The 24,607-nt window shown below is 73.2% G+C and carries 21 protein-coding genes and 1 tRNA gene; 19 read left to right on the forward strand and 3 right to left on the reverse strand.

Features of this window, described 5'->3' with window-relative positions; translation table 11 throughout:
• Nucleotides 1-3: 3 nt before the first annotated feature.
• Nucleotides 4-1,689 carry a dihydrolipoamide acetyltransferase family protein gene (locus tag F8O02_RS01950; protein WP_158035549.1) on the forward strand — a complete coding sequence of 562 codons (1,686 nt, stop codon included), beginning with the start codon at nt 4-6 and terminating at the stop codon, nt 1,687-1,689.
• A 103-nt stretch (nt 1,690-1,792) separates the two neighbouring features.
• Here F8O02_RS01950 and ykgO read toward each other — a convergent pair whose 3' ends face one another.
• Nucleotides 1,793-1,915: a type B 50S ribosomal protein L36 gene (gene ykgO / locus F8O02_RS01955; protein ID WP_028245785.1), complete on the reverse strand. Its 123-nt coding sequence runs from the start codon at nt 1,913-1,915 to the stop codon at nt 1,793-1,795.
• Between the two features lie 323 nt (nt 1,916-2,238).
• Here ykgO and F8O02_RS01960 point away from each other — a divergent pair, with 323 nt between their 5' ends.
• From F8O02_RS01960 to F8O02_RS02030, 15 genes are all read left to right on the forward strand, one after another.
• The gene (locus F8O02_RS01960; protein ID WP_179416219.1) at nt 2,239-2,841 is read left to right on the forward strand and encodes an ECF transporter S component; all 603 of its coding nucleotides are present in this window, start codon (nt 2,239-2,241) and stop codon (nt 2,839-2,841) included.
• Nucleotides 2,842-2,852: 11 nt separating this feature from the next.
• Nucleotides 2,853-3,944 (forward strand): permease, encoded by a 1,092-nt coding sequence (locus tag F8O02_RS01965; RefSeq protein WP_158035551.1) that lies wholly within the window; start codon nt 2,853-2,855, stop codon nt 3,942-3,944.
• Entirely contained in the window at nt 3,931-4,725 is a 795-nt protein-coding gene (locus tag F8O02_RS01970; RefSeq protein ID WP_158035552.1) for a TIGR03943 family putative permease subunit, read from the forward strand. Before F8O02_RS01965 ends, F8O02_RS01970 begins: the two co-directional genes overlap by 14 nt.
• Nucleotides 4,706-6,040 (forward strand): hypothetical protein, encoded by a 1,335-nt coding sequence (locus F8O02_RS01975; RefSeq protein WP_158035553.1) that lies wholly within the window; start codon nt 4,706-4,708, stop codon nt 6,038-6,040. The genes F8O02_RS01970 and F8O02_RS01975 overlap by 20 nt, the downstream gene beginning before the upstream one ends.
• 217 nt (nt 6,041-6,257) lie before the next feature.
• Nucleotides 6,258-7,244, forward strand: a complete 987-nt coding sequence (locus F8O02_RS01980) for a metal ABC transporter substrate-binding protein (RefSeq protein ID WP_158035554.1) — start codon at nt 6,258-6,260, stop codon at nt 7,242-7,244.
• Nucleotides 7,245-7,434: 190 nt separating this feature from the next.
• On the forward strand, nt 7,435-8,334 hold the full coding sequence (locus F8O02_RS01985; RefSeq protein ID WP_158035555.1) for a metal ABC transporter ATP-binding protein: 900 nt from the start codon (nt 7,435-7,437) through the stop codon (nt 8,332-8,334).
• Complete coding sequence (locus F8O02_RS01990; RefSeq protein WP_158035556.1) at nt 8,331-9,311, forward strand: metal ABC transporter permease; 981 nt, start codon at nt 8,331-8,333, stop codon at nt 9,309-9,311. The genes F8O02_RS01985 and F8O02_RS01990 overlap by 4 nt, the downstream gene beginning before the upstream one ends.
• Nucleotides 9,308-10,150 (forward strand): metal ABC transporter permease, encoded by an 843-nt coding sequence (locus F8O02_RS01995; protein ID WP_158035557.1) that lies wholly within the window; start codon nt 9,308-9,310, stop codon nt 10,148-10,150. Before F8O02_RS01990 ends, F8O02_RS01995 begins: the two co-directional genes overlap by 4 nt.
• Nucleotides 10,151-10,197: 47 nt before the next feature.
• The gene (locus tag F8O02_RS02000) at nt 10,198-10,611 is read left to right on the forward strand and encodes a Fur family transcriptional regulator (protein WP_225734055.1); all 414 of its coding nucleotides are present in this window, start codon (nt 10,198-10,200) and stop codon (nt 10,609-10,611) included.
• 224 nt (nt 10,612-10,835) lie between these two features.
• Nucleotides 10,836-11,072 (forward strand): 50S ribosomal protein L28, encoded by a 237-nt coding sequence (gene rpmB, locus F8O02_RS02005; protein WP_158035558.1) that lies wholly within the window; start codon nt 10,836-10,838, stop codon nt 11,070-11,072.
• Complete coding sequence (gene rpmG / locus F8O02_RS02010; protein ID WP_158035559.1) at nt 11,072-11,239, forward strand: 50S ribosomal protein L33; 168 nt, start codon at nt 11,072-11,074, stop codon at nt 11,237-11,239. The genes rpmB and rpmG overlap by 1 nt, the downstream gene beginning before the upstream one ends.
• Before the next feature lie 6 nt (nt 11,240-11,245).
• A complete protein-coding gene (gene rpsN / locus F8O02_RS02015; RefSeq protein ID WP_158035560.1) occupies nt 11,246-11,551 on the forward strand; it encodes a 30S ribosomal protein S14 in 306 nt (101 codons plus the stop codon).
• Between the two features lie 117 nt (nt 11,552-11,668).
• Nucleotides 11,669-11,956 (forward strand): HU family DNA-binding protein, encoded by a 288-nt coding sequence (locus F8O02_RS02020; RefSeq protein WP_158035561.1) that lies wholly within the window; start codon nt 11,669-11,671, stop codon nt 11,954-11,956.
• A 408-nt stretch (nt 11,957-12,364) separates the two neighbouring features.
• Nucleotides 12,365-14,119 carry a hypothetical protein gene (locus F8O02_RS02025; RefSeq protein WP_158035562.1) on the forward strand — a complete coding sequence of 585 codons (1,755 nt, stop codon included), beginning with the start codon at nt 12,365-12,367 and terminating at the stop codon, nt 14,117-14,119.
• The gene (locus F8O02_RS02030) at nt 14,116-15,477 is read left to right on the forward strand and encodes an ATP-dependent DNA helicase (RefSeq protein WP_318655762.1); all 1,362 of its coding nucleotides are present in this window, start codon (nt 14,116-14,118) and stop codon (nt 15,475-15,477) included. Before F8O02_RS02025 ends, F8O02_RS02030 begins: the two co-directional genes overlap by 4 nt.
• 113 nt (nt 15,478-15,590) lie before the next feature.
• Here F8O02_RS02030 and F8O02_RS02035 read toward each other — a convergent pair whose 3' ends face one another.
• Nucleotides 15,591-17,687 carry a polysaccharide deacetylase family protein gene (locus tag F8O02_RS02035; RefSeq protein WP_158035563.1) on the reverse strand — a complete coding sequence of 699 codons (2,097 nt, stop codon included), beginning with the start codon at nt 17,685-17,687 and terminating at the stop codon, nt 15,591-15,593.
• A 377-nt stretch (nt 17,688-18,064) separates the two neighbouring features.
• On the opposite strand from F8O02_RS02035, the gene F8O02_RS02040 reads away from it, so the two are divergent.
• On the forward strand, nt 18,065-20,227 hold the full coding sequence (locus F8O02_RS02040; protein ID WP_158035564.1) for a DUF6541 family protein: 2,163 nt from the start codon (nt 18,065-18,067) through the stop codon (nt 20,225-20,227).
• An 82-nt stretch (nt 20,228-20,309) separates the two neighbouring features.
• Here F8O02_RS02040 and F8O02_RS02045 read toward each other — a convergent pair.
• Nucleotides 20,310-20,383 (reverse strand) — tRNA-Gly (locus tag F8O02_RS02045).
• Between the two features lie 562 nt (nt 20,384-20,945).
• On the opposite strand from F8O02_RS02045, the gene F8O02_RS02050 reads away from it, so the two are divergent.
• The gene (locus tag F8O02_RS02050; RefSeq protein WP_158035565.1) at nt 20,946-22,166 is read left to right on the forward strand and encodes a methylenetetrahydrofolate reductase; all 1,221 of its coding nucleotides are present in this window, start codon (nt 20,946-20,948) and stop codon (nt 22,164-22,166) included.
• Nucleotides 22,085-24,427 carry a 5-methyltetrahydropteroyltriglutamate--homocysteine S-methyltransferase gene (gene metE / locus F8O02_RS02055; protein WP_158035566.1) on the forward strand — a complete coding sequence of 781 codons (2,343 nt, stop codon included), beginning with the start codon at nt 22,085-22,087 and terminating at the stop codon, nt 24,425-24,427. Before F8O02_RS02050 ends, metE begins: the two co-directional genes overlap by 82 nt.
• Nucleotides 24,428-24,607 lie beyond the last annotated feature (180 nt).

The following is a 24,607-nucleotide window of genomic DNA, read 5'->3' on the forward strand; positions in this document are numbered from 1 at the left end:
CGCATGAGCGAGACATTCCGACTGCCCGACGTGGGCGAGGGCCTGGACGAGGCCGAGATCGTGCGGTGGCTGGTCGCCCCCGGCGACACGGTCGCCGTGAACCAGACGGTGGTGGAGATCGAGACGGCCAAGTCGGTCGTCGAGCTGCCCTCGCCGTTCGCCGGCACGGTGGAGACGCTGCACGCCGCGGAGGGTGAGATCGTCCAGCTCGGCGGCCCGCTGCTCACCGTCGCGGCGGATGCGGCGGCTGCGGCGGCTGCGGCGGCTGCGGCGGATGCGGCGGCTGCGGCGGCTGCGGCGGCTGCGGCGGATGCGGCGGATGCGGCGGATGCGGCCGGCGACTGGCGTGCGGATGCACCACGGTCGGGCGGCGTGACGGATGCGGCGACCGTGCCCTCACCGGACGCCCGGGCCGCGGCCGACGACGCGGACGAGCGCCCCGTCGCGAATCTCGTCGGCTACGGGGCGAGCCCGGCCCCCAGGTCGCGACGCGCGCACCGCCGGCACGGCCACAGCGCGTCCCAGCACACGCAGACCGACGCGCGCACGGCATCCGCCCGCGGCACGGGCCGGCCGACGCGCGCGCACGACGACCGCCGCCCGCCCGCGATCGCCCGCCCGCCGATCCGCCGGCTCGCCCGCGATCTCGGCGTCGCGCTCGCGGACGTGCACGGTACCGGTCGAGGCGGCGAGGTCACCCGCGAGGACGTGCTCGCGCACGCGCGGCAGGTGAGCGTCTTCCGCAACATCGAGACGCCGGACTGGCCGGCCGAGCGCGAGCAGGTCGTGCCCGTACGCCATGCTGCGGGCTCGGGTGTCGCGGATGTCGCTGACACCGCGTCGGACGTCGCGGGCGCTGCGGGTGCTGTGCCGGGGGTCTCGAACACGGCAGGTGCTGCGTCGGGGGCGGGATCGGATGCGGGCCCGTCCGCCGTCGCGCCGGATGTGTCGCGCGGGGCTGGAGCCGGCCCGGACGGCGCTGTCGGCCCGGACGCGCTGCGCGACGAGATCGTGCGCGTGCACGGGGTGCGCCGGTCGATCGCCCGGGCGATGGTGTCGAGCGCGTTCACCGCGCCCCATGTGACCGTCTTCGTCGACGTGGACGCGACCCGCACGATGGAGGTCGTGCAGCGGTTGAAGCACTCGCCGTCGTTCGCGGACGTGAAGGTCTCGCCGCTGCTCGTGATGGCGAAGGCCGTCATCTGGGCGGCGCGGCGCAACCCGCAGGCGAACTCGAGCTTCGACGACGAGCGGATCACGATCCACCACTACGTGAACCTGGGCATCGCCGCGGCCACGCCCCGCGGGCTGCTCGTGCCGAACATCAAGGATGCCCAGCGGCTGAGCCTGCGCGAGCTCGCCCGCGCCCTCGGCGACCTCACCGCGACCGCCCGGGCCGGGCGCACGCCCCCGGAGGACATGCAGCACGGCACGATCACGATCAGCAACATTGGGGTGTTCGGCGTCGACGCCGGCACGCCGATCCTCAACCCGGGCGAGGTGGCGATCGTGGCGATGGGCGCGATCCGACAGAAGCCCTGGGTCGTCGACGGCGAGGTGCGGCCCCGCTACGTCACGACGGTGTCGGCCTCGTTCGACCACCGCTGCGTCGACGGGGACGTCGCCAGTCGCTTCACCGCCGACGTCGCCTCGGTGCTCGAGGAGCCCGCGCTGCTGCTCGACGTGTGAGGGCAGTCGCGTCGGGCTGCGATGCCTGCGAGAGCTGGGGTGGGGACGCAGAGCGGCCCCGAAGCAGGCGCTCCGGGGCCGCTCTGTCGAACGATCCGGTGGATCAGCCCTGACGGCCGTTCCAGCGGGGGTTCTTCTTGTTGATCACGTAGGTGTGGCCGCGACGACGAACGATCTTCGAGCCGGGCTTGTTCTTCAGTGACTTGAGCGATGCGCGAACCTTCATGGTCACTCCTTCTCTTCTCGGTGGGCGTGCCATTCACCGAGACCGGCAAATACACGAAAGACTGCACGGGCATGAGCCCGACGCTCGATCATATCGCACTCACGGGCGGAGCGCATCCGTCGGCGTGCCGGGTGTGTGACGCCGGGATGTGCGCACGAATGCAGGGACTCGGCGCCCGAGACACGGATGCAGAGAAGCCGGCCGAGGATGCTACGGTTATTGCGACTCGTGAGCGATAGTGGTGCGGTGCCCTCTCCCTGAGCCGGCACACCCGAACACCTGAAGGGATCACCGTCGCCGCAGGTGGAGAGAAGCAGATGCACATGAACGACGCGCCCGAACTGACGCAGCCGACGCGACCGACGCAGGCCGGACGTCCCGGCGGCGTGTGGCACTGGACGACGCGGGAGCTGCTCGTCGCCGCGACGATCGGCGCGCTCGGGGCGGCCCTCACCGCCGCGACGAAGGCCGCGGCCACCGCGCTGTACGCGATCTCGCCGGTGCTCGCCGCGCCGATGACCGGCACCGCCCTGTTCGTCGGCGTGCTCGCGGCGAGCCTGATCCGGCGTCCGGGCGCGGCCCTCGTCGCCGGGGCCGTCGCTGCGATCGTGGTCACCCCCTTCGGCGGCTTCAACCCGCGCAACCTCGTCGCGGCCGCGGTGGTCGCGATCGCCGTCGAGCTCGCCGCGCTCGTCAGCCGGTACCGGATGCTCACCTGGTACGGCGTGCTGCTCGCCGCGCTGCTCAACGGCGCCTTCCTGCTGAGCATTCACTGGCTCGTGTGGCGGATGTCCCAGATGGTGCCGGCCCTGCAGATCGGCACCGCCGTCTCCCTCGTCGGCGCGCAGATCGTGTGGGCCGCGCTCGGCGTCGTCGTCGCGCGGATGCTGGCGCGCGCCGGCGTGCACGTCTCGACCTCGCGTTGATCGAGGACGCCATGGCCCGGAACCCCGATGCCTCCCGCGACACCGTGGCGGGCCACGACCTCTCGCCCGAGGCCGCCGCGACCCCCGACTCCTTCCGCGCCGCCGCGGCGCCTGCCCGCCGCATCATCGCGCTCGCCGTCGCGCTCGCGGCCGCCGCGGGCTTCCTCGCCGTGCGCTGGGCGAACCCGCTGTCCGATGCGACGCCGGGCGAGGATCTCTCCGACTGGCTGACCCTGTCGCTCAGCGTGCTCGTCGAGTCATTCCCCTTCGTGGTGCTCGGCATCGTCATCGCGATCGTGCTGCGGCACTGGCTGCCGCCGGGGCTGCTGCTGAACCGTCTGCCCCGGCGCGGCATCCCGCGGCGCGCGGTCATCTCGCTGTTCGGCATCCTGCTGCCGGTGTGCGAATGCGGCAACGTGCCGGTCACCCGCGGGTTCCTCGACCGCGGCATGAGCGTCGGCGACGCGCTGACGTTCCTCATCGCCGCGCCGGTGGTCAACCCCGTGACGATCATCACGACCTGGCAGGCGTTCGGCTGGCAGAACGGCGTGCTCGTCGCCCGCGTGGGCGGGGCGCTGCTGCTGGCGAACCTGGTCGGCTGGCTGTTCAGCCTGCATCCCGAGCCCCGGTCGCTGCTCGTGCCCGCCTTCGCCGCGGGATGCGACGCGAGCCACGCCCATGCGGGCGGCGGCAGGATGCTGCGCCGGCTGCGCGAGAGCGGCGACACGTTCCGGTCCGAGACGGCCTCGATGCTGCTCGCCCTCGTCGCGGGCGGGGCGATCGCCGGCGCGATCCAGGTGTTCGTGCCCCGGTCGACGCTCGTGGCGCTGGGCGGAGACCCGCTGTGGGGCGTGGTCGCGCTCACGGTGCTCGCCTTCATCGTGTCGGTGTGCTCCACGGTCGACGCGTTCTTCATCCTCGCGGTGGGGTCGACGTTCCTGCCCGGGGCGCTCGTGGCCTTCCTGCTGCTCGGCGCGATCCTCGACGTGCGGATGCTCGCCCTGCTGCGCACCACGTTCCGCTGGCGGCTGCTCGGCTGGCTGCTCGCGATCGTTGTGCTGTTCTCGATCACGACGGGGGTGGTGGTCAATGCGCTCGTCTGAGCGGCCGGCCGCCACACCCACGCCCGCCCGCTGGCCGGGCCGGCTGTCCGCCGGGGTGCGCCGCTGGTCCGGGGCGGTGGTCGCCACGGCGACGGCGCTGTTCTCCCTGTGGCTGGCGGCCACCGGACGGCTCGACCTGTACGTGCATCCGCGTTACCTGTGGTTCTCGATCGTGATGGCCGTGATCGCCCTGGCGCTCGTCGGGGTGGCGATCGCGCTGCCCGGCCACGGACATGGGGACGCGGCCCCGGCGCGCCTGCGGCGTCCCCCGGTGCTCGTCGCCTTGAGCACGGTCGTGGTCGTCGCGGCCCTCGCGGTCGTGACACCCACGACGCTGAGCTCTCGGCAGGCGCTGGGGCGTGACGTCGCCTCCGGCGGCACGGCGCTCGCCCGCACTCTCACCGGCCAGATCGACCTCGGCGCGAGCATCGACGACTACACGATGGTCGACTGGGCGGCGACGATGCAGCTGCGTGGCGACCTCGCCTTCTACGCGGGGCACGAGGCGACGTTCTCAGGCTTCGTCACACCCGACGAGACCGACCCGGACGACGTGCTGCTCATCACCCGCTTCCGGATCACCTGCTGCACGCTCGACGCCCAGCCGGTCGGCATCCCCGTGCACCTGCCCGGCTGGCGCGACCGGTTCCCGGTGAACTCCTGGGTGGAGGGCACCGGCGGCTTCGCCGTCAACCCCAGCACCACCAGCTCGGCGGCGATCGTGTTCGCTCCGGACGACCTGCACGCGATCGAGGAGCCCGATGACCCCTACCTCGGCTGACCGGCATGAGACGCCCCGCCGCTGGCCCTGGCGGGTCGCGCTCGCGAGCGTCCTCGTCATGCTGCTGACCGTGCTCATCGGCACGCAGCGGTGGTCGCAGCGGGAGGACCGCGTGCTCACCGACGCGAATGCAGAGGCCGCGGCGGCCCTCACCCCGTCGCTCGTGCTGCGGCGCGGTGGGGCCTACACGGCGAAGGACGCGATGCGCGGCGACGACCGCATCGTCCTGTCCACGCCCGGTGGCGACCAGCGCACGGTGTTCACCGCCCCGCGCATCCAGACGTACGTCGCCGACGACCGGTGGGTCGTCGTCGCGGCGGCGAGCCAGACCGACACCGCCACGACGCTCACCGCGGTGGATCGGGCCGCGGTCGAGGCGGACCCGGCCGGCGTGCACGCTGGTGACGCGCACACGGTCGCCCTCGCCCTGCCGACCCCGGGAACGGTCATCGGGCTCGCGGTGCACGGCGACCTGGTCACGGCGACCTTCACCCCGCTCGATCTCGCGCAGGAGAGCCATCAGACCCTCGTGTGGCGGCTCGAGGAGGCGACGGACGTGTCAGACGGCACGACAGGCGGTCCGTCACCCAGCCCGTCGAGCAGCACGTCGGCCGGCGCGGCGCAGGCCGACGCGACGCTCGTGACGATGCCCGACGGCACCGCCGCGCTCGCGGATCTCGTGCTGTTCACCCGGGACGGCCGGTTCCTGCTGCTGCGACAGGCCGACAGCACGCTCGTCCGGCTGCCACTGCCGGACGCGGTGGCCGGTGACGCCGGCTATGACGCGGCGGAGCGCGAGGCCCTGCCGCTCGGCGCGGCGGACGATGTCACCGGCTGGTCGGCGACCGGCGAGCTCATGGTGACCGATGCGTCAGGCGGCTGGCTGCTCGTCGATGTCGGGTCTGGGGCGCGGCAGCGGCTCGACGCCTCACTGCCGGCCGGCGTGCCGGCGGATGCCCGGCTCGTGTCGCTGTGGCCGACGACGACCGGGGCGGTCGCGGTGTACGCGCGGGTCGGGGACGCCGGCATCCGGCAGGAGGTCTGGGGACTCGGCGTGGACGGCGCGACCCGGCTGGCCGCGGTCGACGGGGAGGACGCGATCACCGGGGTGTGCCCCGCGCCGGACGGCCGCCTCGTCGCCGTCACGACGCGGGCTGACGGCTCCGCCGACGACGGCTACGTGCTCGACGCGGGGCCGCTCGTCTTCACCACCACGGTGCTGCCGGTCGATCAGCCGGTCGCGGTCGGCGACCTGCCGGGGCGGCTGCCGGAGTGGTGCCAGACGTTCCAGCGGGTGCCGGTGACCGCGGCGTGACGTGGGTGCGGGTGTGACGAGGGTGGGGCGCCCCGGCTCGTATTGACAACGATTCACAATAGCGATTACGCTCGGATCCATCGCGCCATCGAGCCGACCGCGCCAGGTTGGGCGGGACGGCGTGGCGTCGTGAACCGGGTCAACTCGTGAAGCGGGTCACACGTCATCGTGACCTCGGCGGCGCGTCATCGTGAACAGGGAAGAGACCAGAGCAGACATGACCAGACATCACCTCCGCACCGCATCCGTCATCGGCCTCGTCGCCGCGGCCGGGCTGGCGCTGACCGGCTGCAGCCAGGGCGAGCAGGCGGACGGCGGCGACCAGTCCGTCCACATCGTCGCCTCGACCACGCAGGTGGCCGATTTCACCCGCAACGTGGTGGGCGACACCGGCGCCGAGATCACCCAGATCGTGCAGCCGAACCAGAGCGCGCACGACATCGAGCTGACGGCCGCCGACTCCGCCGCGATCGAGGGCGCCGACGCGGTGATCGTCAACGGGGTGGACCTCGACCACATCGTCAGCGATGCCGCGGCGTCTGACAAGGTGATCGACACCAGCACCGGCATCACCCTGCAGGCTGGCGAGGAAGAGGACGAAGCGGGCGAGGCATCCGAGGGCGAGGGGCATGACCACGGTGCCGAGGACCCGCACATCTGGACGGCGCCGGAGAACGCGCGACAGATGGTGCAGAACATCGCCGACGGGCTGGCCAGGACCGACCCCGACCATGCGGACGCCTACCAGGACAACGCGCAGGCCTATGAGGCGCGGCTCGACGCGCTCGACCAGTGGATCACGACCTCGTTCGAGCCGGTCGCCCCGGATGACCGGAAGTTCGTCTCCACCCATGACGCCTTCGGGTATTTCGTGAAGGCCTACGACATCACCCAGGACGACTCCGTGCTCGGCAGCCTCGATGACCACGCCGAGCCCAGCGAGGCGGAGCTGCAACAGCTCGTCGCGAAGATCGAGGCCACCGGGGTGAAGGCGGTCTTCGCCGAGGCATCGGTGGACCCGAAGGTCGCCGACCGCATCGCCCAGGAGTCCGGTGTGCGGCTCTACTCCGGGGATGACGCGCTCTACGGCGACTCCCTCGGCACCGAGGGCAGCGACGGGGCCACCTACATCGACGCGACCGTGCACAACGTCACGCTCATCGGCCAGTCGTGGGGTCTCGACCTCACCGCACCTGAGCTCTGACCCAGCCCGATCCGATCCCCGGCCGGCCCGCCCCGCGCGAGCCGGCCGGGACCGTGTCGAGACCGGCCGCGGGAATGACGGGTCGGCGGACGCCGTCGACGCGAGGAACCTCGTCGGCGGGCGGTCGCGAGAATGGCGGAGAATGGCAGGCGGGTGCGCCGCGCGGCGCGCGGACGGAGGCAGACTGGCGATGACGACGGAGACCACGACAGGGCGGACCACGGCACAGGGAAGTCCAGCGTCCCCCGCGGCGCCCGTCACCGTCGAGCTGCACGGGCTCGATCTCGGCTACGACGGTCGCACTGCGGTGCTCACCGGCGTCGAGGGGACGCTGCACGCCGGTGAGGCACTCGCCCTGATCGGCCCGAACGGCTCCGGCAAGTCGACGCTGCTCAAGGGCCTGCTCGGGCTCACCCGTCCCGTGCGCGGCACGGTGCGCGTGCTCGGTCGCAGACCGGCCGACGCCCGGCGGGACGTCGGCTACCTGCCGCAGACCGCGGAGGTCGACCCGACCTTTCCCGTCACCGTCCGCCAGGTCGTCGCGATGGGACGCTACCGCCGCGAGACCGACCGGCCGCTCGGCTGGCTGCGCCCCGCCTCCGCCGCAGACCGTCGCGCCGTGACGGACGCCCTCGAGCGGGTCGGGCTGGCCGACCGCGCGCGCCGCCGTTTCGGCGAGCTGTCGGGCGGGCAGCGCCAGCGCGTCCTGCTCGCCCGGGCCCTCGCCGGCGACCCCGGGCTGCTGCTGCTCGACGAGCCGTTCAACGGTCTGGACGAGACGAACCGCGACGCCCTCGAACACATCCTCGCCGAGCTCACCGCCGGCGGCATGTCGATCGTGCTCTCCACCCATGACATCGGCCTGGCCCGCGCGGTGTGCACGCACGCGGCCGTGCTCGCGGGCCGTCAGCTCGCCTTCGGGCCCATCGCGCAGGCACTCGCCCCCGCGGTGATCACCGCCGCGTACTCCGGCCGCAGTGACGTGGCCGCCGTGTACGCCGCGCCGTTCCGCGACGCGCCGGCGGCGGAGGCCCCCGGCGGGCCCGTCGCCGATGACACGCCAGCGAGCCGGCGGGGGAGCACACGATGACCGAGGTGCTCGTCGGGCCGTTCCTCGACTACGCGTTCATGCAGCGGGCGCTCATCGCGTTCGTCATCCTCGCCGTGCTCGTCGCGGCCGTCGGCGCCTTCGTCGCACTGCGCGACCTCGAGTTCGCCTCCGACGGCCTCGTTCACGCCGTGTTCCCCGGGCTTGCGGTCGGTGCGGCCTGGGGACGCGACGGCGCCCTGCTCGGCGCGCTCGTCGCAGGTGCTCTCGCCGCGGTCATCCTCACCCTCGTCGCCTCTCGGGTGGGGCGGGCGGACGCCCCCGTCGCCGTCGTGCTCACCACCGCGTTCAGCATCGGCGTCATCATCGTCTCCGCAGGCGGGTACCCCGGTCAGCTGGAGACGCTGCTGTTCGGACAGGTCTTCGCCGTGCGTGACGAGCAGCTGTGGGCGATCGGGGCCGCCACGGCCCTGGCCGCGACGATGATGTGGGCAACCCGCCGTGCCCAGCTGTACCGGGCCTTCGACCCGACCGGCGCGCGCGCCGGCGGGTTCCCGCCGCTGAAGACCGATCTCGTCCTCAACCTCGCGCTCGCGGTGGCGGTGGTCGCCGGCTCGCAGGTGCTCGGCAACCTGCTCGTGCTCGCCCTGCTCGTCATTCCCGCCGCGTCGGCGCGCAACCTCGGGGCGGGCGTGCGCGGCATGGTCGTGCTCGCGGGCGCGTTCACGCTGCTGGGCGGCTGGGCCGGGCTCGTCACCGCGTTCCAGGCCTCCGTGGTGCACCGGGTGAGCCTCTCGCCGAGCGGTGCGATCGTCGGCGCGCTCATCGCGATCCACGCGGTGTCACTCGTCGTGCTGGCCCTGCGCCGGCTCGGCCGACGTGATGCCGGCAAGCGCCGGGGGAGTCCCGCGGCGCCCGGCGACCACGCTCCGTGCGACGACGTTCCCGCCATGCCCTCGATGCGACGCGGCGTGGCGAGCCTGCATGCCGTCGATCCGGAGTCAGGAGTCCGCAGATGACCGCGCTCGTCGATCTCGTCGGCTGGCTCGGGCAGGCGCTGGTCGAGGCGGCGCTCGTCGGCGCCCTCGCCGGTCTCGTCGGCGTGCTCGTGGTGCTGCGCCGCCGGGTGTTCTTCGCCACCGCACTCACCCACGCGACGTTCCCGGGCGGCATCATCGCGGTGCTCGTCGGCTGGAACGTGCTCGTCGGCAACGCGCTGTTCGCGGTCGCGCTCACCCTGGTCATGCTCGCCCTGACCACCTGGGGACGCCAGCGAGCGGCCGTCGCCAGCGGCGTCGTGCTCACCGGCGGTTTCGCTCTCGGCACCACGCTCTCCGGACTAAACCCCACGCTGCCGGTGCGCGTGCAGTCGTTCCTCACCGGCAGCATCCTCACCGTCGACCTCGCCGACGTGGTCTTCGCCGGGGCCGTGCTCGTCATCGCGGTGGGTGTGACCGCAGCGCTGCGCCGGCAGCTGCTCTACTCCTCGTTCGATCCGACCGGGTACCGAGCGGCCGGCTTCGCACCCTGGGCGGTGGACGCGGTGGTGCTGACCCTGATCACGGCGACCGTCGTCGCACTCACCCCCGCAGTGGGGGCGATCCTCGCGATCGCGCTGCTCGCCGCACCACCACTCGCCGCCGCCCGTGCCGGGTTGCACTGGCGGGGGATGCTCGTCGCCTCCCCGCTCATCGGCGCCGGCTGTGCCGTGGTCGGAGTGCTCGTCTCGGCGCGCTGGGCGGTGGCGGCGGGGCCGGCCATCGTGCTCGTGGCGACCGCCGCGCTGGGCGCGGCCTGGGGTGCCCGCCGGCTCCTCGACCGTGCCCGAGTGAGCCGCACGCGCCGGGTCCGGGCCTGAACAGGAGGCTGGGCAAGAGCATCCACGGGGTGACACAATGGGGCATCATGGCAGTGATGAAGCGGCGCAACACGTGGCAGCAGACGGCGGTGCGAGACGCCCTCGAGCACGAGGCGGGGTTCCTCAGTGCGCAGGCGCTGCACCAGCGGCTGCTGGAGGCGGGGTCGACCGTCAGCGTGGCCACCGTGTACCGAGTGCTCAGCCGGATGGCCGACGACGGTCTGGCCGACGTGCACATCGATCCGGACGGCCAGCAGCTGTTCCGCGCGTGCGGGGACGAGCCGCACCACCATCACCTCATCTGCCGGCGCTGCGGCGCGGCGGTGGAGATCGTCGCGCCGCCGGTCGAGCGGTGGGCTTCGGGCGTGGCCCGCGAGCACGGCTACACCGAGGTCACCCACGTCATCGACGTGATCGGCCTGTGCCCGCGCTGCACGCGCGAGCTGGCCGGGAAGCGGTAGCCGCGCGGATCCGGGCCGACGGCGCCCGGTGACCACGACGTCCGCGGTCGGCGGCCGGGTGCGCGTGATTACGCACAGATGCGCGCGGTTGCGCGCGCGGTTGTGCTCCCATAGACTGACGTGGTTGCGAATCTTCCACGTTCGCATCGTGCGCCGCGGAACCCCGCGGCGCGCCGACAAGAGATCTTGGGTGGCCGGAGACGGCCACGGTACAGGAGGAACCGATGGCAGCAGTCTGCCAGGTGACTGGAGCCAAGCCGGGCTTCGGGCACAGCATCTCGCACTCGCACCGGCGCAACAAGCGTCGCTTCGACCCGAACGTGCAGAAGAAGACGTACTACGTGCCGTCGCTGCGTCGCAAGGTCACCCTCAACGTGTCCACCAAGGGCATCAAGGTGATCGACGCCCGGGGCATCGACGCCGTCGTGCAGGAGCTCATCGCCAAGGGGGTGAAGCTCTGATGGCCAAGAAGAGCGACATCCGCCCCATCATCAAGCTGCGCTCCACGGCCGGCACCGGGTACACCTACGTGACCCGCAAGAACCGCCGCAACAACCCTGACCGCATCGTGCTGAAGAAGTACGACCCGGTCGTCCGCAAGCATGTCGAATTCCGCGAGGAGCGCTGAGTTTTCATGGCAAAGAAGAGCAAGATCGCGCGCAATGAGCAGCGCAAGGTGATCGTCGCCCGGTACGCCGAGCGCCGTGCAGAGCTGAAGAAGCAGCTCATCGACCCCGAGGCCACCGACGAGCAGCGTGAGGCCGCCCGCGTCGGGCTGCAGAAGCTCCCGCGCAACGCCTCTCCGGTGCGCGTCCGCAACCGCGACGCCATCGACGGTCGCCCCCGCGGAAACCTGAGCGAGTACGGGATCTCCCGTGTCCGTTTCCGTCAGATGGCCCTCAACGGCGAACTGCCCGGCATCACCAAGTCGAGCTGGTAGCCTGAGAACCCGCCCGTTCCGCTCTCACAGCGGGGTTCCGGGCGGGTTCAGCCCGTCAGTGACTGTGATCAGCCGCTGAGGTACATAGCCAATACCGAACCGAACTAGGGAGTACACATGGCTGACAAGACTCTGAACCGCAGCGAGCTCGTTGCCGAGGTCGCCAGCAAGACCGGTGAGACGCAGGCTGCGGTCAACGGCGTGCTCGACGCGGTCTTCCAGACCATCGCCGAGAACGTCGCCGAGGGCGTCAAGGTGAGCGTTCCGGGCTGGCTGTCCGTGGAGCGCACGAACCGCGCCGCTCGCACGGGCCGCAACCCGCAGACCGGCGAGACCCTGCAGATCCCCGCCAGCAAGGGCGTGAAGATCTCGGCCGGCAGCAAGCTCAAGGCTGCGGTGAAGTGACGTCAGCCATGTGCTGAGCCGCGTTCGCGCGGCATCGTTCGAGAGGGAGCCACCTTCGGGTGCGCTCCCTCTCTTCGTGTGCAGGGGCTGGAACGGCCCTGGCCGCGGTTCGTTCCCGAGGGTCATGCCGCCACGAACGCGCCAGGGTGCGTCGGGACAGCCCGTTCTGCGCCAGCCTGTGGCGCAACACGGGCTGCCGGCGGGAGACGTGGCGCAACGATGCTCGTCGAGCAGGTGGTTCACCCGTGAGCAGAGCACACCCCGGCGGATGGGTAGGCTGATCGGGTGCCCGAGCCGTCCCATCCAGCACCGTCTGCCGCCATCGTCCCTCCCGAATCAGGCCAGGAGCGGGACAGGGGCACGTCTGTCCCCGGCACGCCACGTCACGATCGAGGTCTCGCGGTGTCCATGGCAGGCCTCGTCGCGGCGGCCGTCGCCGGTGTGCTCGGCCTGCTCGGGGCACCCGGTTGGCTGCCCGCTCTCGCCCCCGGCCCCGCCGCGTCCGTGCCGGACCTGCCGACGACGGTGCACCTGCTCGGCGTGCTCACCCTGCTCGCCCGCGATCTCGCCGCGGCGCTGACCCTGCTTCTCCTGGCCCGGTCCGCACGCTGCGTGCGCATGGCAGGGGCCGAGCCGATCGCGCACAGGCCCCTCGCCCCCGAGCTCGCCGCGCTGACCGCCGGTCTCTGGACGCTCGCCGCCCTCGCCGTCTCGGCGCTGGCCGCCGTCGCGGCGATGTGGGCCGGCGCCGAGGGAACGTTCAGCGAGGCCTGGTGGCGCACGCTCGCCGCCACCCCGACGGTCGCAGGCGTGGACGGGATGGCCGCGTTCGCGCTCTCGCCGCAGAGCTGGGCGCTCGTGGCCCCCGCATCAGTCGCCCTGCTCGGCGCACTCCCAGGCCAGTGGACGGCGCGCGCGCTGCTGCCCGTCGCCGTGCTCGGCCTGATCGGGCAGGCGGGTGTCGTCTCTCCGCAGGGCGCCCCGCGCACGATCGCCGCGGCGGAACTGCTGCGCATCCTCGTGGTCGTCGTGATCGTCGCGCTGCTGGCCCGCACCCGCGGCCCGCGGCAGCGGACGGCTCCATCGTCGGATGCCGGCGGGCAGGCGGAGTGGGACGCGGGCCAGGACGCAGCTGCCGGCGGGCAGGCGGAGCGGGACGCGGGCCAGGACGCAGCACAGGGGCCGCGGCAGGACGTGCACCTGGAGGTGCCGGCGGACGAGCAGCCGAGCGCGGGGAGGGCCACATGGCAGCCCGCCCTGCCGGCCGTCCTCGGGGCGCTGCTCGGTGTGGTCACGGTGTGCGGGTGGACGTGCGTCGCCGGCGCCGCCGCCTTCACCGTCGCCGGCGCCGAGCGGATGCGGGACATCGCCCTCACCCCGGCCGAGCTGCTCACCGGGCGGCCACTGCCCGACGGGCTGGCCGGCTCGGCCTGGCTGACCGCGCTGACCCCGGATCCGCTCGGGCTGGCCGCGGCCGTCGTGCTGATCCTCCTCGCGCTGCGCACGCTCCGGCGGTCGCGGGCCGCTGGAGCGTCCGGGGCGTCGGGGCGTGGCGCCGGAGCCGCTGGGCGAGCCGCCGGGATGTCCGGGCTGATCGCCGGCCTGCTGCTGGCCTGGGCGGCCTGCGGCGGCGCGGGCGCCCTCGCCCCGGTGCTGGCGAGTGCCGCCACGGTGCGGTTCGCACTCATCGCACTGGCCGTGCCCGCGCTCGCCGCCCCGCTGCTCGGCGAGCTGTGCGGGGCGGCTCCCGACGTTCCGGGCCACCCGACCGCGCGCGCCTGGGGCTGGACGCTGGGTCTGGTCGTGCTCGGCGCGCTCGTCGCGTTCACCCCGCTGCGGGATGCAGCGGTCGGCGTCGCCGGCGTCGACCTCGCCGTCACCGTGGCCGGTCTGACCCTCGGCCTCGGCGCGATGACGACGCTGGTCGCGCTGCCCGAGGGACGACGCCTGCCTCTGCTGGCCCTGCTCGCCGTGGTCGCCGCCGCCGCGGCGTGGCATGCGGTGGCCGGCGGGACGGGGCTGCTCGCGGCCGGCTGGTACGGTGCCTTGGGGCGGGTCGACGGGCCGACGCCGCTCGACGACCAGCATCGCGGCGCGCTCGTCGCCCTGGCGATCGCGCTCGCGGCGCTCGTCGTCACGGCCCGGACGAGGAGGAGACGGTGACGGACAGCACCGCAGCGACGGAGGGCGTCGAGACGGACGCGAGCTCGCGGCATCCCTCGGCCGCGGCGTCCGCCGGGGGCATCACCCTCACCGGCGAGCAGCAGGCGGTGCTCGAGGCCGCCGAGCGCGGGCAGAGCGTATTCGTCACCGGGCGCGCCGGCACCGGCAAGTCGACGCTGCTGGCCCGGCTCGTGCGCGAGATGCCCGGCAAGGTCGTGGTGTGCGCGCCCACCGGGGTCGCGGCGCTCAACGTGGGCGGCCAGACGATCCACTCGCTGTTCGGGCTGCGGGTGGGGGTGCAGGACGTCACCCGGATCAGCCGCACGATGAGCCGCGAGACGCGCGAGGTGCTCGCCGCCGTCGACACCGTGATCGTCGACGAGGTCTCCATGGTCTCCGCCGATCTGCTCGACGCGATGGACCGCAGCCTGCGGGTGGCGAAGCGGCGGTCGCGCGCCCCGTTCGGCGGAGCGCAGCTGATCATGTTCGGCGATCCCTACCAGCTCGCGCCCGTGCCGCCGCGCACCCCCGACGAGCGCGCGTTCTACACCCACCGCTACCAGAGCCAGTGGTTCTTCGACGCACAGGTGTGGCAGGAGGCGCAGGTGAGCGTCTACGAACTGACGAACATCCACCGGCAGCGGCACGACGGGTTCAAGCAACTGCTCGACGCGGTGCGCGAGGGGCGCGTGCCCGACCACTGGATCGCCCGCCTCAACCAGATCGGCCACCGCCAGCCGCCCGCCGACGAGCCGATCATCACCCTCGCGACGACGAACCGCACGGTCGACCGGCGTAACGCCGAGGAGCTCGCCCGACTGCCCGGACGCTCCAGCGTCGCACGGGCGGACATCGAGGGCGAGTTCGGCAGCGCGTTCCCCGCCGACCCGGAGCTCGAGCTGAAGCCCGACGCGCAGGTGATGTTCCTGCGCAACGACCCGGACGGCCGGTGGGTCAACGGGTCGATCGGCACCGTCGTCGCCATCCGCCCGGACAAGGTGATCGTCGAGCTCGACGGCTCCGACGTGGAGGTCGAGCCGGTGGTGTGGGAGCGGTACGCGTACACCTTCGACGACGAGACCCAGACGATCGAGCAGGAGCAGGTGGGGGAGTTCACCCAGTTCCCGCTGCGGCTGGCCTGGGCGGTCACGATCCACAAGTCGCAGGGGCAGACCTACGACCGGGCGGTCATCGACCTGGGCGCCCGTGCGTTCAGCCCCGGCCAGGTGTACGTCGCCCTGAGCCGGCTGACGAGCCTCGACGGGCTGTACCTGACCCGCCCCGTGCGGCAGCGGGACATCATCGTCGACGCCCGCGTGCAGGAGTTCATGCGCACCGCGTCGTCGCCGATGTTCTGACGCCACCGCTCCGGGAAGGCACGAGCGCGGCACCGCAGGTGCCCCGGGGCGTGCGATCCGGTGTGCGGACCCGTCGCACCCGCTGGCATGCGGACGCGACGGGCCCGCCCCGCTCAGGCGAGGTCGAGGCGGCGGATGACAGCCTGCTCGGCCTGGTCGTCGGCGTGCGCGAACAGCGTGGCCAGGCTCACCACGGTGAACCCCGCCGCGCGCAGGTCGCGCAGCAGCCCCGGCATCATCGCCTTCGTCGGCTCGTGCACGTCGTGCATGAGCACGATCGACCCGGTGCTCGCCTCGCGCAGGATCTTGTCGTGCACGACCCGCTGGCCGGGCTCCTCCCAGTCGAGCGAGTCGACATCCCAGACCACCAGCGGGTGCGGCGAGGCCTGGACGACCGTGTCGTCGTAGAACCCGTAGGGCGGGCGCACGAACCGGGGACGCACCCCACAGACCCGCTCGACCATGTCGTCCGTGCGGGTGATCTGGTCGCGCACCTGGGCCGCCGTCAGATCGGTCAGCGCCGGGTGATCCCACGAGTGGTCGCACACGGTGTGCCCGCCGGCGATCTCGTCGCGCACGCGCTGCGGGTACTGCTCGGCATGCTGACCCTCGACCATGAACGAGCCATGCACGCCGGCCGCGGCGAAGGCGGCGAGGATCTCCGCGGTGTACTCGCCCGGGCCGTCGTCGAAGGTGACTGCCGCCGCGGGCACGAGGTCGCACGGCACCGGCCATGCGTACGCGGTCGGCCGCACCGGCCCGTCCTCGGTCGGCACGGTCACCTCGTCGGCGGTGCGCGTCGGCACCGCGGACGTCGTGGTCGTCCCCGCCACGAGGGTCGCCGACCGGGCGGCCTCCTCCGCGCTCGCCCCGGCCGCGTCGGCGGGCGTGGTCCCGGCGGCCCGGGCGCGGGCGGACGCGGGCAGGGCGTCCCCGGTGGTGAAGGTCGCCTGGGTGCCGGCGGCCTGCGCGTCCGAGGCCGCCGCGCGAGCCGGGCCCGCCCACGGCGTCTCCGCCATCGCTGCCGCGCGCACCGTGCTGCCGAGGTCGGTCCAGGCGGAGTCGTCGAGGGCGACGCGGATGCAGAGCAGGCCGGGCGTGCGCAGGCCGTCGGCCCAGGCATGGCGCTGTGCGTCGTCGATCCGGTCGGCGGTCACGGCCAGCCGCACGACGAGCTGGCCGGCCGGGTCGACCGAGACGTCGTCGAGCAGCGTGCCGGCGTCGAGGGCGTCCTGCAGCGGGTCGTAGGCCGGGGCGTCCCGGCGCGACGTGCCGATGTCGGCGGGTGCGACGGAGCCGAGCAGCGTGCGCAGGCGGGCGATCGCCGTGTCGCGTCCGGCCGCGGTGAGCAGGCTGTCGCCGGCGCCACAGGTGCCCGTGGCGATGTCGACGAACACGCTCTGGCGCTGCTCGAACAGCGACCGGTGCGCGCCGTCGATCGTCGCCGCGCGCGAGGCGCGCAGCTGCACCCCGAGCACGGTGCCCGCCGCGAGCGTCGTGTCGCAGGCGATGGCGATCAGGTGCCCGTGTTCCTGCGGGGCCGGGAACTCCGCCCGGTCGGCAAGCAGCGTGTCAATGTCACCGCGGGTCGAGCCGGCGAGGCCGGACGTGTCGAGCACGCTGCCGGCGAACAGGCCGACCGTCTCGGCCGCGTCCGCCCGGTCGGGGGAACCGTTCGCGCGCATCGCGTCCGCGGCGTCGACCGCGTCGGCGGGAGCGACGTACGAGCCGTCGGCAGCATGGCCGGGCACCGGTGTGGCCACGGGGGTGAACACGCCGGCGTTCGCGTACTTGTTCGCGCAGTCGGCCACCGCCTGGCGCACCCACGCCTCGACCCGGCCGTTGAAGGCGTCCTGCCCGGTGAGCACCGGCCAGCGGCCGCCCAGCGACAGCGAGGGATGCAGCGAGAACGCCCGCTGCACGCCGAGCCCGGTCACCGGCCGGTCGAGCACGGGCACGGTGTCGCCGAACCCCGCCTCGGCCACGGGGGCGAGCGAGGCGTCGGCGGTCCCGGCGATCGCGGTGAACCCCCGCGCGGCGGCGGTGCGGTCGCGGGCCGCGGTGACCGCCCCGGCGCCGATCACCCCCGCGACGACGAGCAGGCCGAGGAACGTGCGGCGGGGCAGGCTGCGGGCGGGGGAGTCAGGTGAGCCGGCGGGGTCCGCCCCGGTGCCCGTCGTGGGGCTGGAATCGGGATCGCTCGTGGTCATGTTCCCCTTCTGCTCCCTCTCGCATCCGGCGGCCGGCCGGTGCCGGCTCGCGCCCGGTGGCCGGCGCGTCGACAGGCGGCGGTGGCCGACCGGTGCGGACGCCGCCGGAGACCCCGGAGCGCTGTGACGGCACTGTGCGTCATCACCTGGTGCTGCATCCAGCGTATCGCTCGGGGCACAATGGGGACGATGCGCACAGGCGACGCTCAGCCGGGGCTCGCGTCCGGCGACGTCTCGCGCTCGTGCGGCCCGGATGAGCTGTGCGGCTCGGATGAGTCGGGCGGCCGAGGCCACGCGAACACCGCGGTCAGACGGCTCGAGCGGTCTCCGCGCGGCCGTCGCCATGACCCAGGCGGAAGCCGATCGGAAGGGAGCGGATGGACCTCACCCAGGCCCAGGGATGGGCGAGCCTGGTCCCGGCGATCGCGGTGGCCCTGCTCCTGCTGCTCGTGCCCGGTGCGACCCTCTCCCGCGCGCTCGGCCTGCGGGGCATGCACGCTCTCGGGCCGGCACCGGCGATCTCCACGAGCGTCATCGCCATCAGCGCGGTCGTTACCCCGTGGCTGGGGATGCGGTGGTCCATCTGGTGCGTCGCGCTCGGCTGGGCGGTCGCCCTCGCGCTCACCCTGCTGCTGCGCTGGCCGGTGGATCGCTCGGTGCGCCGGCGGGCGGCGGCGGACGCCGCGCCGTCGCAGGCTTCCACACCCGAGCCCGGCGCGTCCACGTCCTCGGGTGCCGTCGCGCCCACGCACACCCCGGTTTCGGCGTCCGCCGCAGCCGCCGCGCGCGACCGCACCGGCCTGCTGACCGGCGTCGTCGCCCTCGCGATCGCGGCCCTGCTGCTCGGCAGCACGTTCCTGCGGCTCGTGCCGGACAGCGAGTACATCATGCAGCTGTTCGACAACGTGTTCCACCTGAACGCGGTGCGCGCGATCCTCGACAGCGGCGACGGCTCCTCGCTCACGCTGTGGGGCATCACGAACAAGCCGGACAACACCTCGTTCTACCCGGCCGCCTGGCATGACCTCGTCGCCCTCGTCGCACAGATCGCGGGCATCGGCGTGCCGCAGGCGGTCAACGTCCTCGCCCTCGTCGTCATCGCCATGGTGTGGCCGCTCGGGGTGATCTGGCTCGGCCAGGTCATCGGCGGGCCGAACGCGCGGGCGAGCCTCGCGGCCGGGCTGCTCTCCGCGTGCTTCCCCGCGTTCCCCTGGCTGTTCCTGCACTGGGGGCCGCTGTACCCGAACCTGCTCGGCAACTCCCTGATCGCCGCGCTGCTCGCCGTCACCGTGCTCGCGTTCGACCGGCGACCGCGCACCTGGCGGATGCGACTGACCGCGCTGCCCGCGGCGCTGCTGATCGCTCCCGGGATCGCGCTCGGGCATCCCAACGCGCTGCTCGCCGCGACCGGGCTGGGCCTCATGGTCGTGCTCACCACTGCCGTGCCGCAGCTGTGCGCCCTCCGGCGGGCCGCGCGGCGCGGCGCGGCACCCTCCGGCGTGCTCGCGGGCACGATCGTGTCCCGACTCGGCACTCGCCGGGCCTGGACCCTCGTCGGCACCATCACCGTGATCACCGTCGGCCTGTGGGGGCTCGCGCGCACCGGGCTCGCCGTCGCACCCTGGCAGGCCGACGAGGGCCTCTGGGAGTCGGCGTGGGATCTCGTCACGAACGGCCCGGTCGACCGACCCCGGGCATGGGCGGTGAGCGTGCTCGCCGCGGTCGGCGCGATCGTCACCGTGCACCGTCGCCGCTGGTGGCCGCTGGCGGTGTTCGGCCTCGTCGCCGTGCTGTACCTCGTGGTCTCGGACGTGCCGGTCGCCTGGCTGCGCGACGCGCTCACCGGCGGGTTCTACCGCGACCCGAAGCGCATCGCCGGCCTCACCGTCCTTGGCTACCTGCCGCTGGCAGCCATCGGCCTGCAGACCCTGTGGACGCTGCTGCTCACCGGGACGCGGCGGCTGGGCCGGCGGGCGGCTGCGCGATCGGGCCGGGCCGGCCGGATGGCGAGGCGGACGCTGGGGAGGATCCTCGCGCTCGCGCTCGCGGCCGCGATCGTGGTGCCGATCCGGATCGGGCCGATCGACCAGGTGATCGCGTGGGCCCAGCGCGACTACGTGATCGCCGACACCTCGAAGCTGCTCGACCGCGATGAGCGCGACGTGCTCGCCCACCTGCACGACTACGTGCCCGCGGACCAGACCCTGCTCGTCGACCCCGGCAACGGCGGGGCGCTCGCGTACGCGTTCGAGAACTACCGGGTGACGCGCGTGCACATCCTCAGCGGGGTGTCGGACGATCTGCACGTGCTCGACTGGCATCTGAGCGACCCGGCGTGGATGGATCAGACCTGCCCGATCGTGCGCGCGCACGATCTGCACTACACCCTCGACTTCGGCGCGGCACTCGTCGACTCCGTGTACAAGCCGGGGTTGAGCGGGATCCCCGCCGAGGTCGGCACGACGGTCTACCAGCAGGGCGAGGCCCGGCTCGTCGAGCTCACGGGCTGCTGGGACGGGGAGGACGACGGGGAGGACTGAGCGGGCCGCGGTGTGCGAGCGGGGGCCGGGTCAGGAGGATTGCACATCTGACCGCCGGTGGGGGTGGCGACGATCTTCGCGGTGGAGCGGCCGACGGGAATCGAACCCGCGTATCAGGCTTGGGAAGCGTGCGCTCTGCCATTGAGCTACGGCCGCGTGGCGTGAAGCCGACAGTCATGGTACCAGATCGCGGCCGGGTGGTGAGGGTTCGGTCTCGCGTGGGGCCGTGCCCCATCCGCGGGCTTGGACTCGCGTCGGGAGTTCTGCAGGAGGGCGGGAACCGGCCGTTCCAGCGCGGGTCGCCTCGGCGGTCAGCCACGAATGCGCCACCCCGTGATCGGGCAGCCATGAATGTGCCAGATCGTGGCACTCTCGTGGTCGTCCGCGGAGTGGGTAGCGCGTTCGTGGCTGTCGCTTCCCGCTGTCGTGCCCAGGGCGACGCATTCGTGGCTGTCGCGGCCGTCACATGAGGTCGCACGAGGCCATGCGGCGTCACACGAGGTCATACAAGGTCACACAGGCCGCCGGGGGATGTCCGTCCGGCCCCGTCCTCACTAGGATGAGAGCGATCATGCATTCCTCCGCCCGGCCTCCCATGCCCGCTCGCGACGAGCGGCGATCCGCCGTGCCCGGCGGTGCGACGCCGGCCGTGTCTGTCGGGAGCACTGTCGCGCCCACAGGGAGCGACGGCGTGCCCGCCGCGCCCGCTGGGAGCGGGGTGTCCGCAGCGGTCCCGTCCGCCGGGAGCGCCGCAGCAGCCGGGTTCGACGAGCCCGACGAGCGGCGGTTCAGCGCGAGCCGGTTCGACGAGCTCGACGAGGCGGTCTTCGACGACGCCGACGATCCGGGCGCCGTGGCCGACCTCGACGGCGAGCTGCGCGCCCTGCGCGCCGAGCATCGCGCCCGGCGTCTGCGCGAGCGGCATGCGGACGCGGTGCCCCTGCCCTCTGTGGCCGCGCCGACCCGGTCGATCGAGGTGTTCCCCGCCCGCAGCCTGCGGCAGTTGCGCCGCAACGTCGCCTCGGTGCGCACGATGCTGGGGCTCGGCACGGACTTCGTCACGGTCACCTACGGGGCCGCGGGCAGTCGGCAGGCCGGCACCAAGGAGCTCGTCGGCTGGCTCGTCGAGGCCGGGGTGCCCACCTACGCGCACCTGACCTGCCAGGCCACCGACCTGGCCGCGCTCGACGCGACGATCGACGAGCTGCTCGCCCTCGGTGTGACCGGGGTGCTCGCCCTGCGTGGCGACCCTGTGGCGGACGGTGGCGGGCTGGTGCTGCCGCATGCGACGGATCTCATCGCCCGGGTCCGCCAGCGCGCCGAGCGGGCCGGACGCGCCCCCGATGACCCGCTGCGCATCGCCGTCGCGGTGTTCCCGACCGGGCACCCGGACAGCCGCGATCTCGTCGAGGACGCCGAGAACGTCGCCCGGAAGCAGGACGCCGGCGCGGACTTCGCGATCACCCAGAACTTCTTCGACGCGGCCGACTACGAGCGGTTCATGACGCTCGTCGACCGCACCGGGGCGACCCTGCCGGTCGTGCCCGGCCTCACCCCGACCCCGTCGGTGCGTCGTCTGGAGCGCATCGCGGAGCTGTCCGACCTCACCCCGCCGCCGGCGCTTGCCGCGGCGCTGGCCGAGGCGCCGGACGACGAGACCCGCCGCGACATCGCGGTGCGCACGACAGCTGAGCTGGCCGAACGGCTGGCGCATGCCGGAGCCCCGGGCATACAGCTGTTCACCATGAACGACGCGACGACCGCCGTGCGCATCCTGCGGATGCTCGACGACGTGCTCGACCGTCACCACCCCGACCGCACCCCCGGCCACCAGGCCACCGGTGCAGAAAGCACATCATGGCAGATCGACACACAGGGGCCGGCCTCGAAGGCGGCACCATCCTCGGCTACCCGCGCATCGGGCGGCGCCGCCAGCTGAAGCGAGCCCTCGAGGGCCACTGGGCCGGCCGCATCGACGCAGACACCCTCGCCCAGGCGGCCGCGGACATCCGCGCCAGCACCTGGAACCGGCTGCACGACCTCGGCCTCGAGGCGCACGACGCCGCGATCCCGAGCGACTTCTCATACTACGACCAGGTGCTCGACGCGGCCGTGCTCGTCGGCGCGATCCCGGAGCGTTTCGCACAGTGGCGGGACGACGCCGGCCGACTGAGCCTCGACGGCTACTTCGCGATGGCCCGCGGCGTCGACCGCGTGGCCCCGCTCGAGATGACCAAGTGGTTCGACACGAACTACCACTACCTTGTGCCGGAGATCGGCCCGGACACCGAGTTCCGGCTGAGCGGTGACCAGCCCGCGCTGCTGTTCGCCGAGGGCCTCTCGCACGGGTTCGTCACCCGCCCGGTCATCGTCGGCCCGGTCACCCTGCTCGCCCTGTCGAAGCCCGCCGAGGGCGCCCCGGAGGGCTTCGAGCCACTCGACCGCCTCGACGACCTGCTGCCGGTGTACGCCGAGGTGCTCGCCGGGCTCGCCGCTCTCGATGCCCCGTGGGTGCAGCTGGACGAGTCCGCCCTGGTCAGCGAGCTCGTGCCCGTCGACCGGGCGCGTCTCCTCGTCGCGGCCCGCCACGCCTACCAGGTGCTCGGCGAGCTGGCCGAGCGTCCGCAGATCCTCGCGCAGGCGTCCTACGCGGCGCTGGATGACGCACTGCCGGCGCTCGCCGAGACGCCGATCGAGGGCGTCGCGATCGACCTCGTGCGCGGGGACGTCCCCACGGCGGACGCCCCCGGCGTCGCCGGCCTGCGCGACAAGCTCGTCGTCGCGGGCGTCGTCGACGGCCACAACATCTGGCGGGCCGACCTCGACGCCGCGCTCGAGCGGCTCGAGGCGCTGCGTCCGCTCGCCGGCCGGGTGGTGCCGTCCAGCTCGACGTCCCTGTTCCACGTGCCGCACACCCTCGACGACGAGACCAGCCTCGACCCGGAGCTGCGCGGCTGGCTCGCGTTCGCCGACGAGAAGGTCGCCGAGATCGTCGCCCTCGCCCGCGCCTATGACGGCGACCGGGAAGGCGTGATCGACGCGTTCGAGGCTGCCCGGGCCGCCTCGGCGAGCCGTCGCGCGCACGCCGGCGTGCACCGTCCGGAGGTCGCGAAGCGGCTGGCGGGGCTGACGCCCGCGGACTTCGCCCGTGCGCCGTACGCCGAGCGCGCCGCGGTGCAGGCCGACGAGCTGCACCTGCCGCTGCTGCCGACCACGACGATCGGGTCGTTCCCGCAGACGCCGGAGATCCGGCGCACACGTGCCCGCCACAACCGAGGCGAGATCGACGAGGCGACCTACCGCGAGGAGATCCGCGGGCACATCCGCGATGTCATCGAGCTGCAGGAACGCATCGGGCTCGACGTGCTCGTGCACGGCGAGGCGGAGCGCAACGACATGGTGCAGTACTTCGCCGAGCACCTCGAGGGCTTCGCGGTGACCGAGAACGGCTGGGTGCAGTCGTACGGGTCGCGGTGCACGCGCCCGAGCATCCTCTGGGGTGACGTGGTGCGCCCGGAGCCGTTCACGGTCGAGTGGATCCGCTATGCGCAGTCGCTCACAGAGAAGCCGGTCAAGGGGATGCTCACCGGTCCGGTGACGATCCTCGCCTGGTCGTTCGTCCGCGACGACCAGCCCCGGCGTGACACGGCCGACCAGGTCGCCCTCGCACTGCGGGACGAGATCTCCGATCTCGAGGCGGCCGGCATCGACATCGTGCAGGTCGACGAGCCCGCCATCCGCGAGCTGCTGCCGCTGAAGCGCCGCGACCACGCCGACTACCTCGACTGGTCGGTGTCGGCGTTCCGGCTGGCGACCTCCGGGGCGCGCACGCGCACGCAGATCCACACGCACCTGTGCTACTCGGAGTTCGGGCAGATCATCGACGCCGTCGACGGCCTTGACGCCGACGTCACCTCGGTGGAGGCAGAGCGGTCGAGGATGGACATCGTCCGCGACATCCGCGCCGCCGGGTTCGCGCGCGGCATCGGACCGGGCGTGTACGACATCCACTCGCCCCGCGTGCCTGCCGAGGACGACGTGGAGCAGCTGCTGGACATCGCGCTCGACTCGATCCCGGCCTCGCAGCTGTGGGTGAATCCCGACTGCGGGCTGAAGACCCGCCGCTACGAGGAGGTCGTGCCGGCCTTGACCCACATGGTCGAGGCCGCCCGCGGCGAGCGGGCCCGGCTGGACGCCTGAGGCAGACCAGGCGGTGACGGGGCCTGTCGGGATCCTCTCCCGGCGGGCCCCGTCCGTCGTTCCGGGGCCGGTGCCCGCGGAGCACTGAGCCCGGCCCACGACACGCTCACACCTCCGCCCGTAATCCGCCCCGCCGGTGTCGGTGGGCGCGCCTACACTGAGAGGCAGTGCGCGCGGCGG

The sequence above is a fragment of the Pseudoclavibacter caeni genome (assembly GCF_008831125.1).
Taxonomy (GTDB): Bacteria; Actinomycetota; Actinomycetes; order Actinomycetales; family Microbacteriaceae; genus Pseudoclavibacter_A; species Pseudoclavibacter_A caeni.

Coding starts and splice junctions, on each gene's coding strand:
- F8O02_RS01950 (WP_158035549.1), top strand. CDS start 4: ATGAGCGAGACATTCCGACTGCCCGACGTGGGCGAGGGCCTGGACGAG.
- ykgO (WP_028245785.1), bottom strand. CDS start 1,915: ATGAAGGTTCGCGCATCGCTCAAGTCACTGAAGAACAAGCCCGGCTCG.
- F8O02_RS01960 (WP_179416219.1), top strand. CDS start 2,239: ATGAACGACGCGCCCGAACTGACGCAGCCGACGCGACCGACGCAGGCC.
- F8O02_RS01965 (WP_158035551.1), top strand. CDS start 2,853: ATGGCCCGGAACCCCGATGCCTCCCGCGACACCGTGGCGGGCCACGAC.
- F8O02_RS01970 (WP_158035552.1), top strand. CDS start 3,931: ATGCGCTCGTCTGAGCGGCCGGCCGCCACACCCACGCCCGCCCGCTGG.
- F8O02_RS01975 (WP_158035553.1), top strand. CDS start 4,706: ATGACCCCTACCTCGGCTGACCGGCATGAGACGCCCCGCCGCTGGCCC.
- F8O02_RS01980 (WP_158035554.1), top strand. CDS start 6,258: ATGACCAGACATCACCTCCGCACCGCATCCGTCATCGGCCTCGTCGCC.
- F8O02_RS01985 (WP_158035555.1), top strand. CDS start 7,435: ATGACGACGGAGACCACGACAGGGCGGACCACGGCACAGGGAAGTCCA.
- F8O02_RS01990 (WP_158035556.1), top strand. CDS start 8,331: ATGACCGAGGTGCTCGTCGGGCCGTTCCTCGACTACGCGTTCATGCAG.
- F8O02_RS01995 (WP_158035557.1), top strand. CDS start 9,308: ATGACCGCGCTCGTCGATCTCGTCGGCTGGCTCGGGCAGGCGCTGGTC.
- F8O02_RS02000 (WP_225734055.1), top strand. CDS start 10,198: ATGGCAGTGATGAAGCGGCGCAACACGTGGCAGCAGACGGCGGTGCGA.
- rpmB (WP_158035558.1), top strand. CDS start 10,836: ATGGCAGCAGTCTGCCAGGTGACTGGAGCCAAGCCGGGCTTCGGGCAC.
- rpmG (WP_158035559.1), top strand. CDS start 11,072: ATGGCCAAGAAGAGCGACATCCGCCCCATCATCAAGCTGCGCTCCACG.
- rpsN (WP_158035560.1), top strand. CDS start 11,246: ATGGCAAAGAAGAGCAAGATCGCGCGCAATGAGCAGCGCAAGGTGATC.
- F8O02_RS02020 (WP_158035561.1), top strand. CDS start 11,669: ATGGCTGACAAGACTCTGAACCGCAGCGAGCTCGTTGCCGAGGTCGCC.
- F8O02_RS02025 (WP_158035562.1), top strand. CDS start 12,365: ATGGCAGGCCTCGTCGCGGCGGCCGTCGCCGGTGTGCTCGGCCTGCTC.
- F8O02_RS02035 (WP_158035563.1), bottom strand. CDS start 17,687: ATGACCACGAGCGATCCCGATTCCAGCCCCACGACGGGCACCGGGGCG.
- F8O02_RS02040 (WP_158035564.1), top strand. CDS start 18,065: ATGGACCTCACCCAGGCCCAGGGATGGGCGAGCCTGGTCCCGGCGATC.
- metE (WP_158035566.1), top strand. CDS start 22,085: ATGGCAGATCGACACACAGGGGCCGGCCTCGAAGGCGGCACCATCCTC.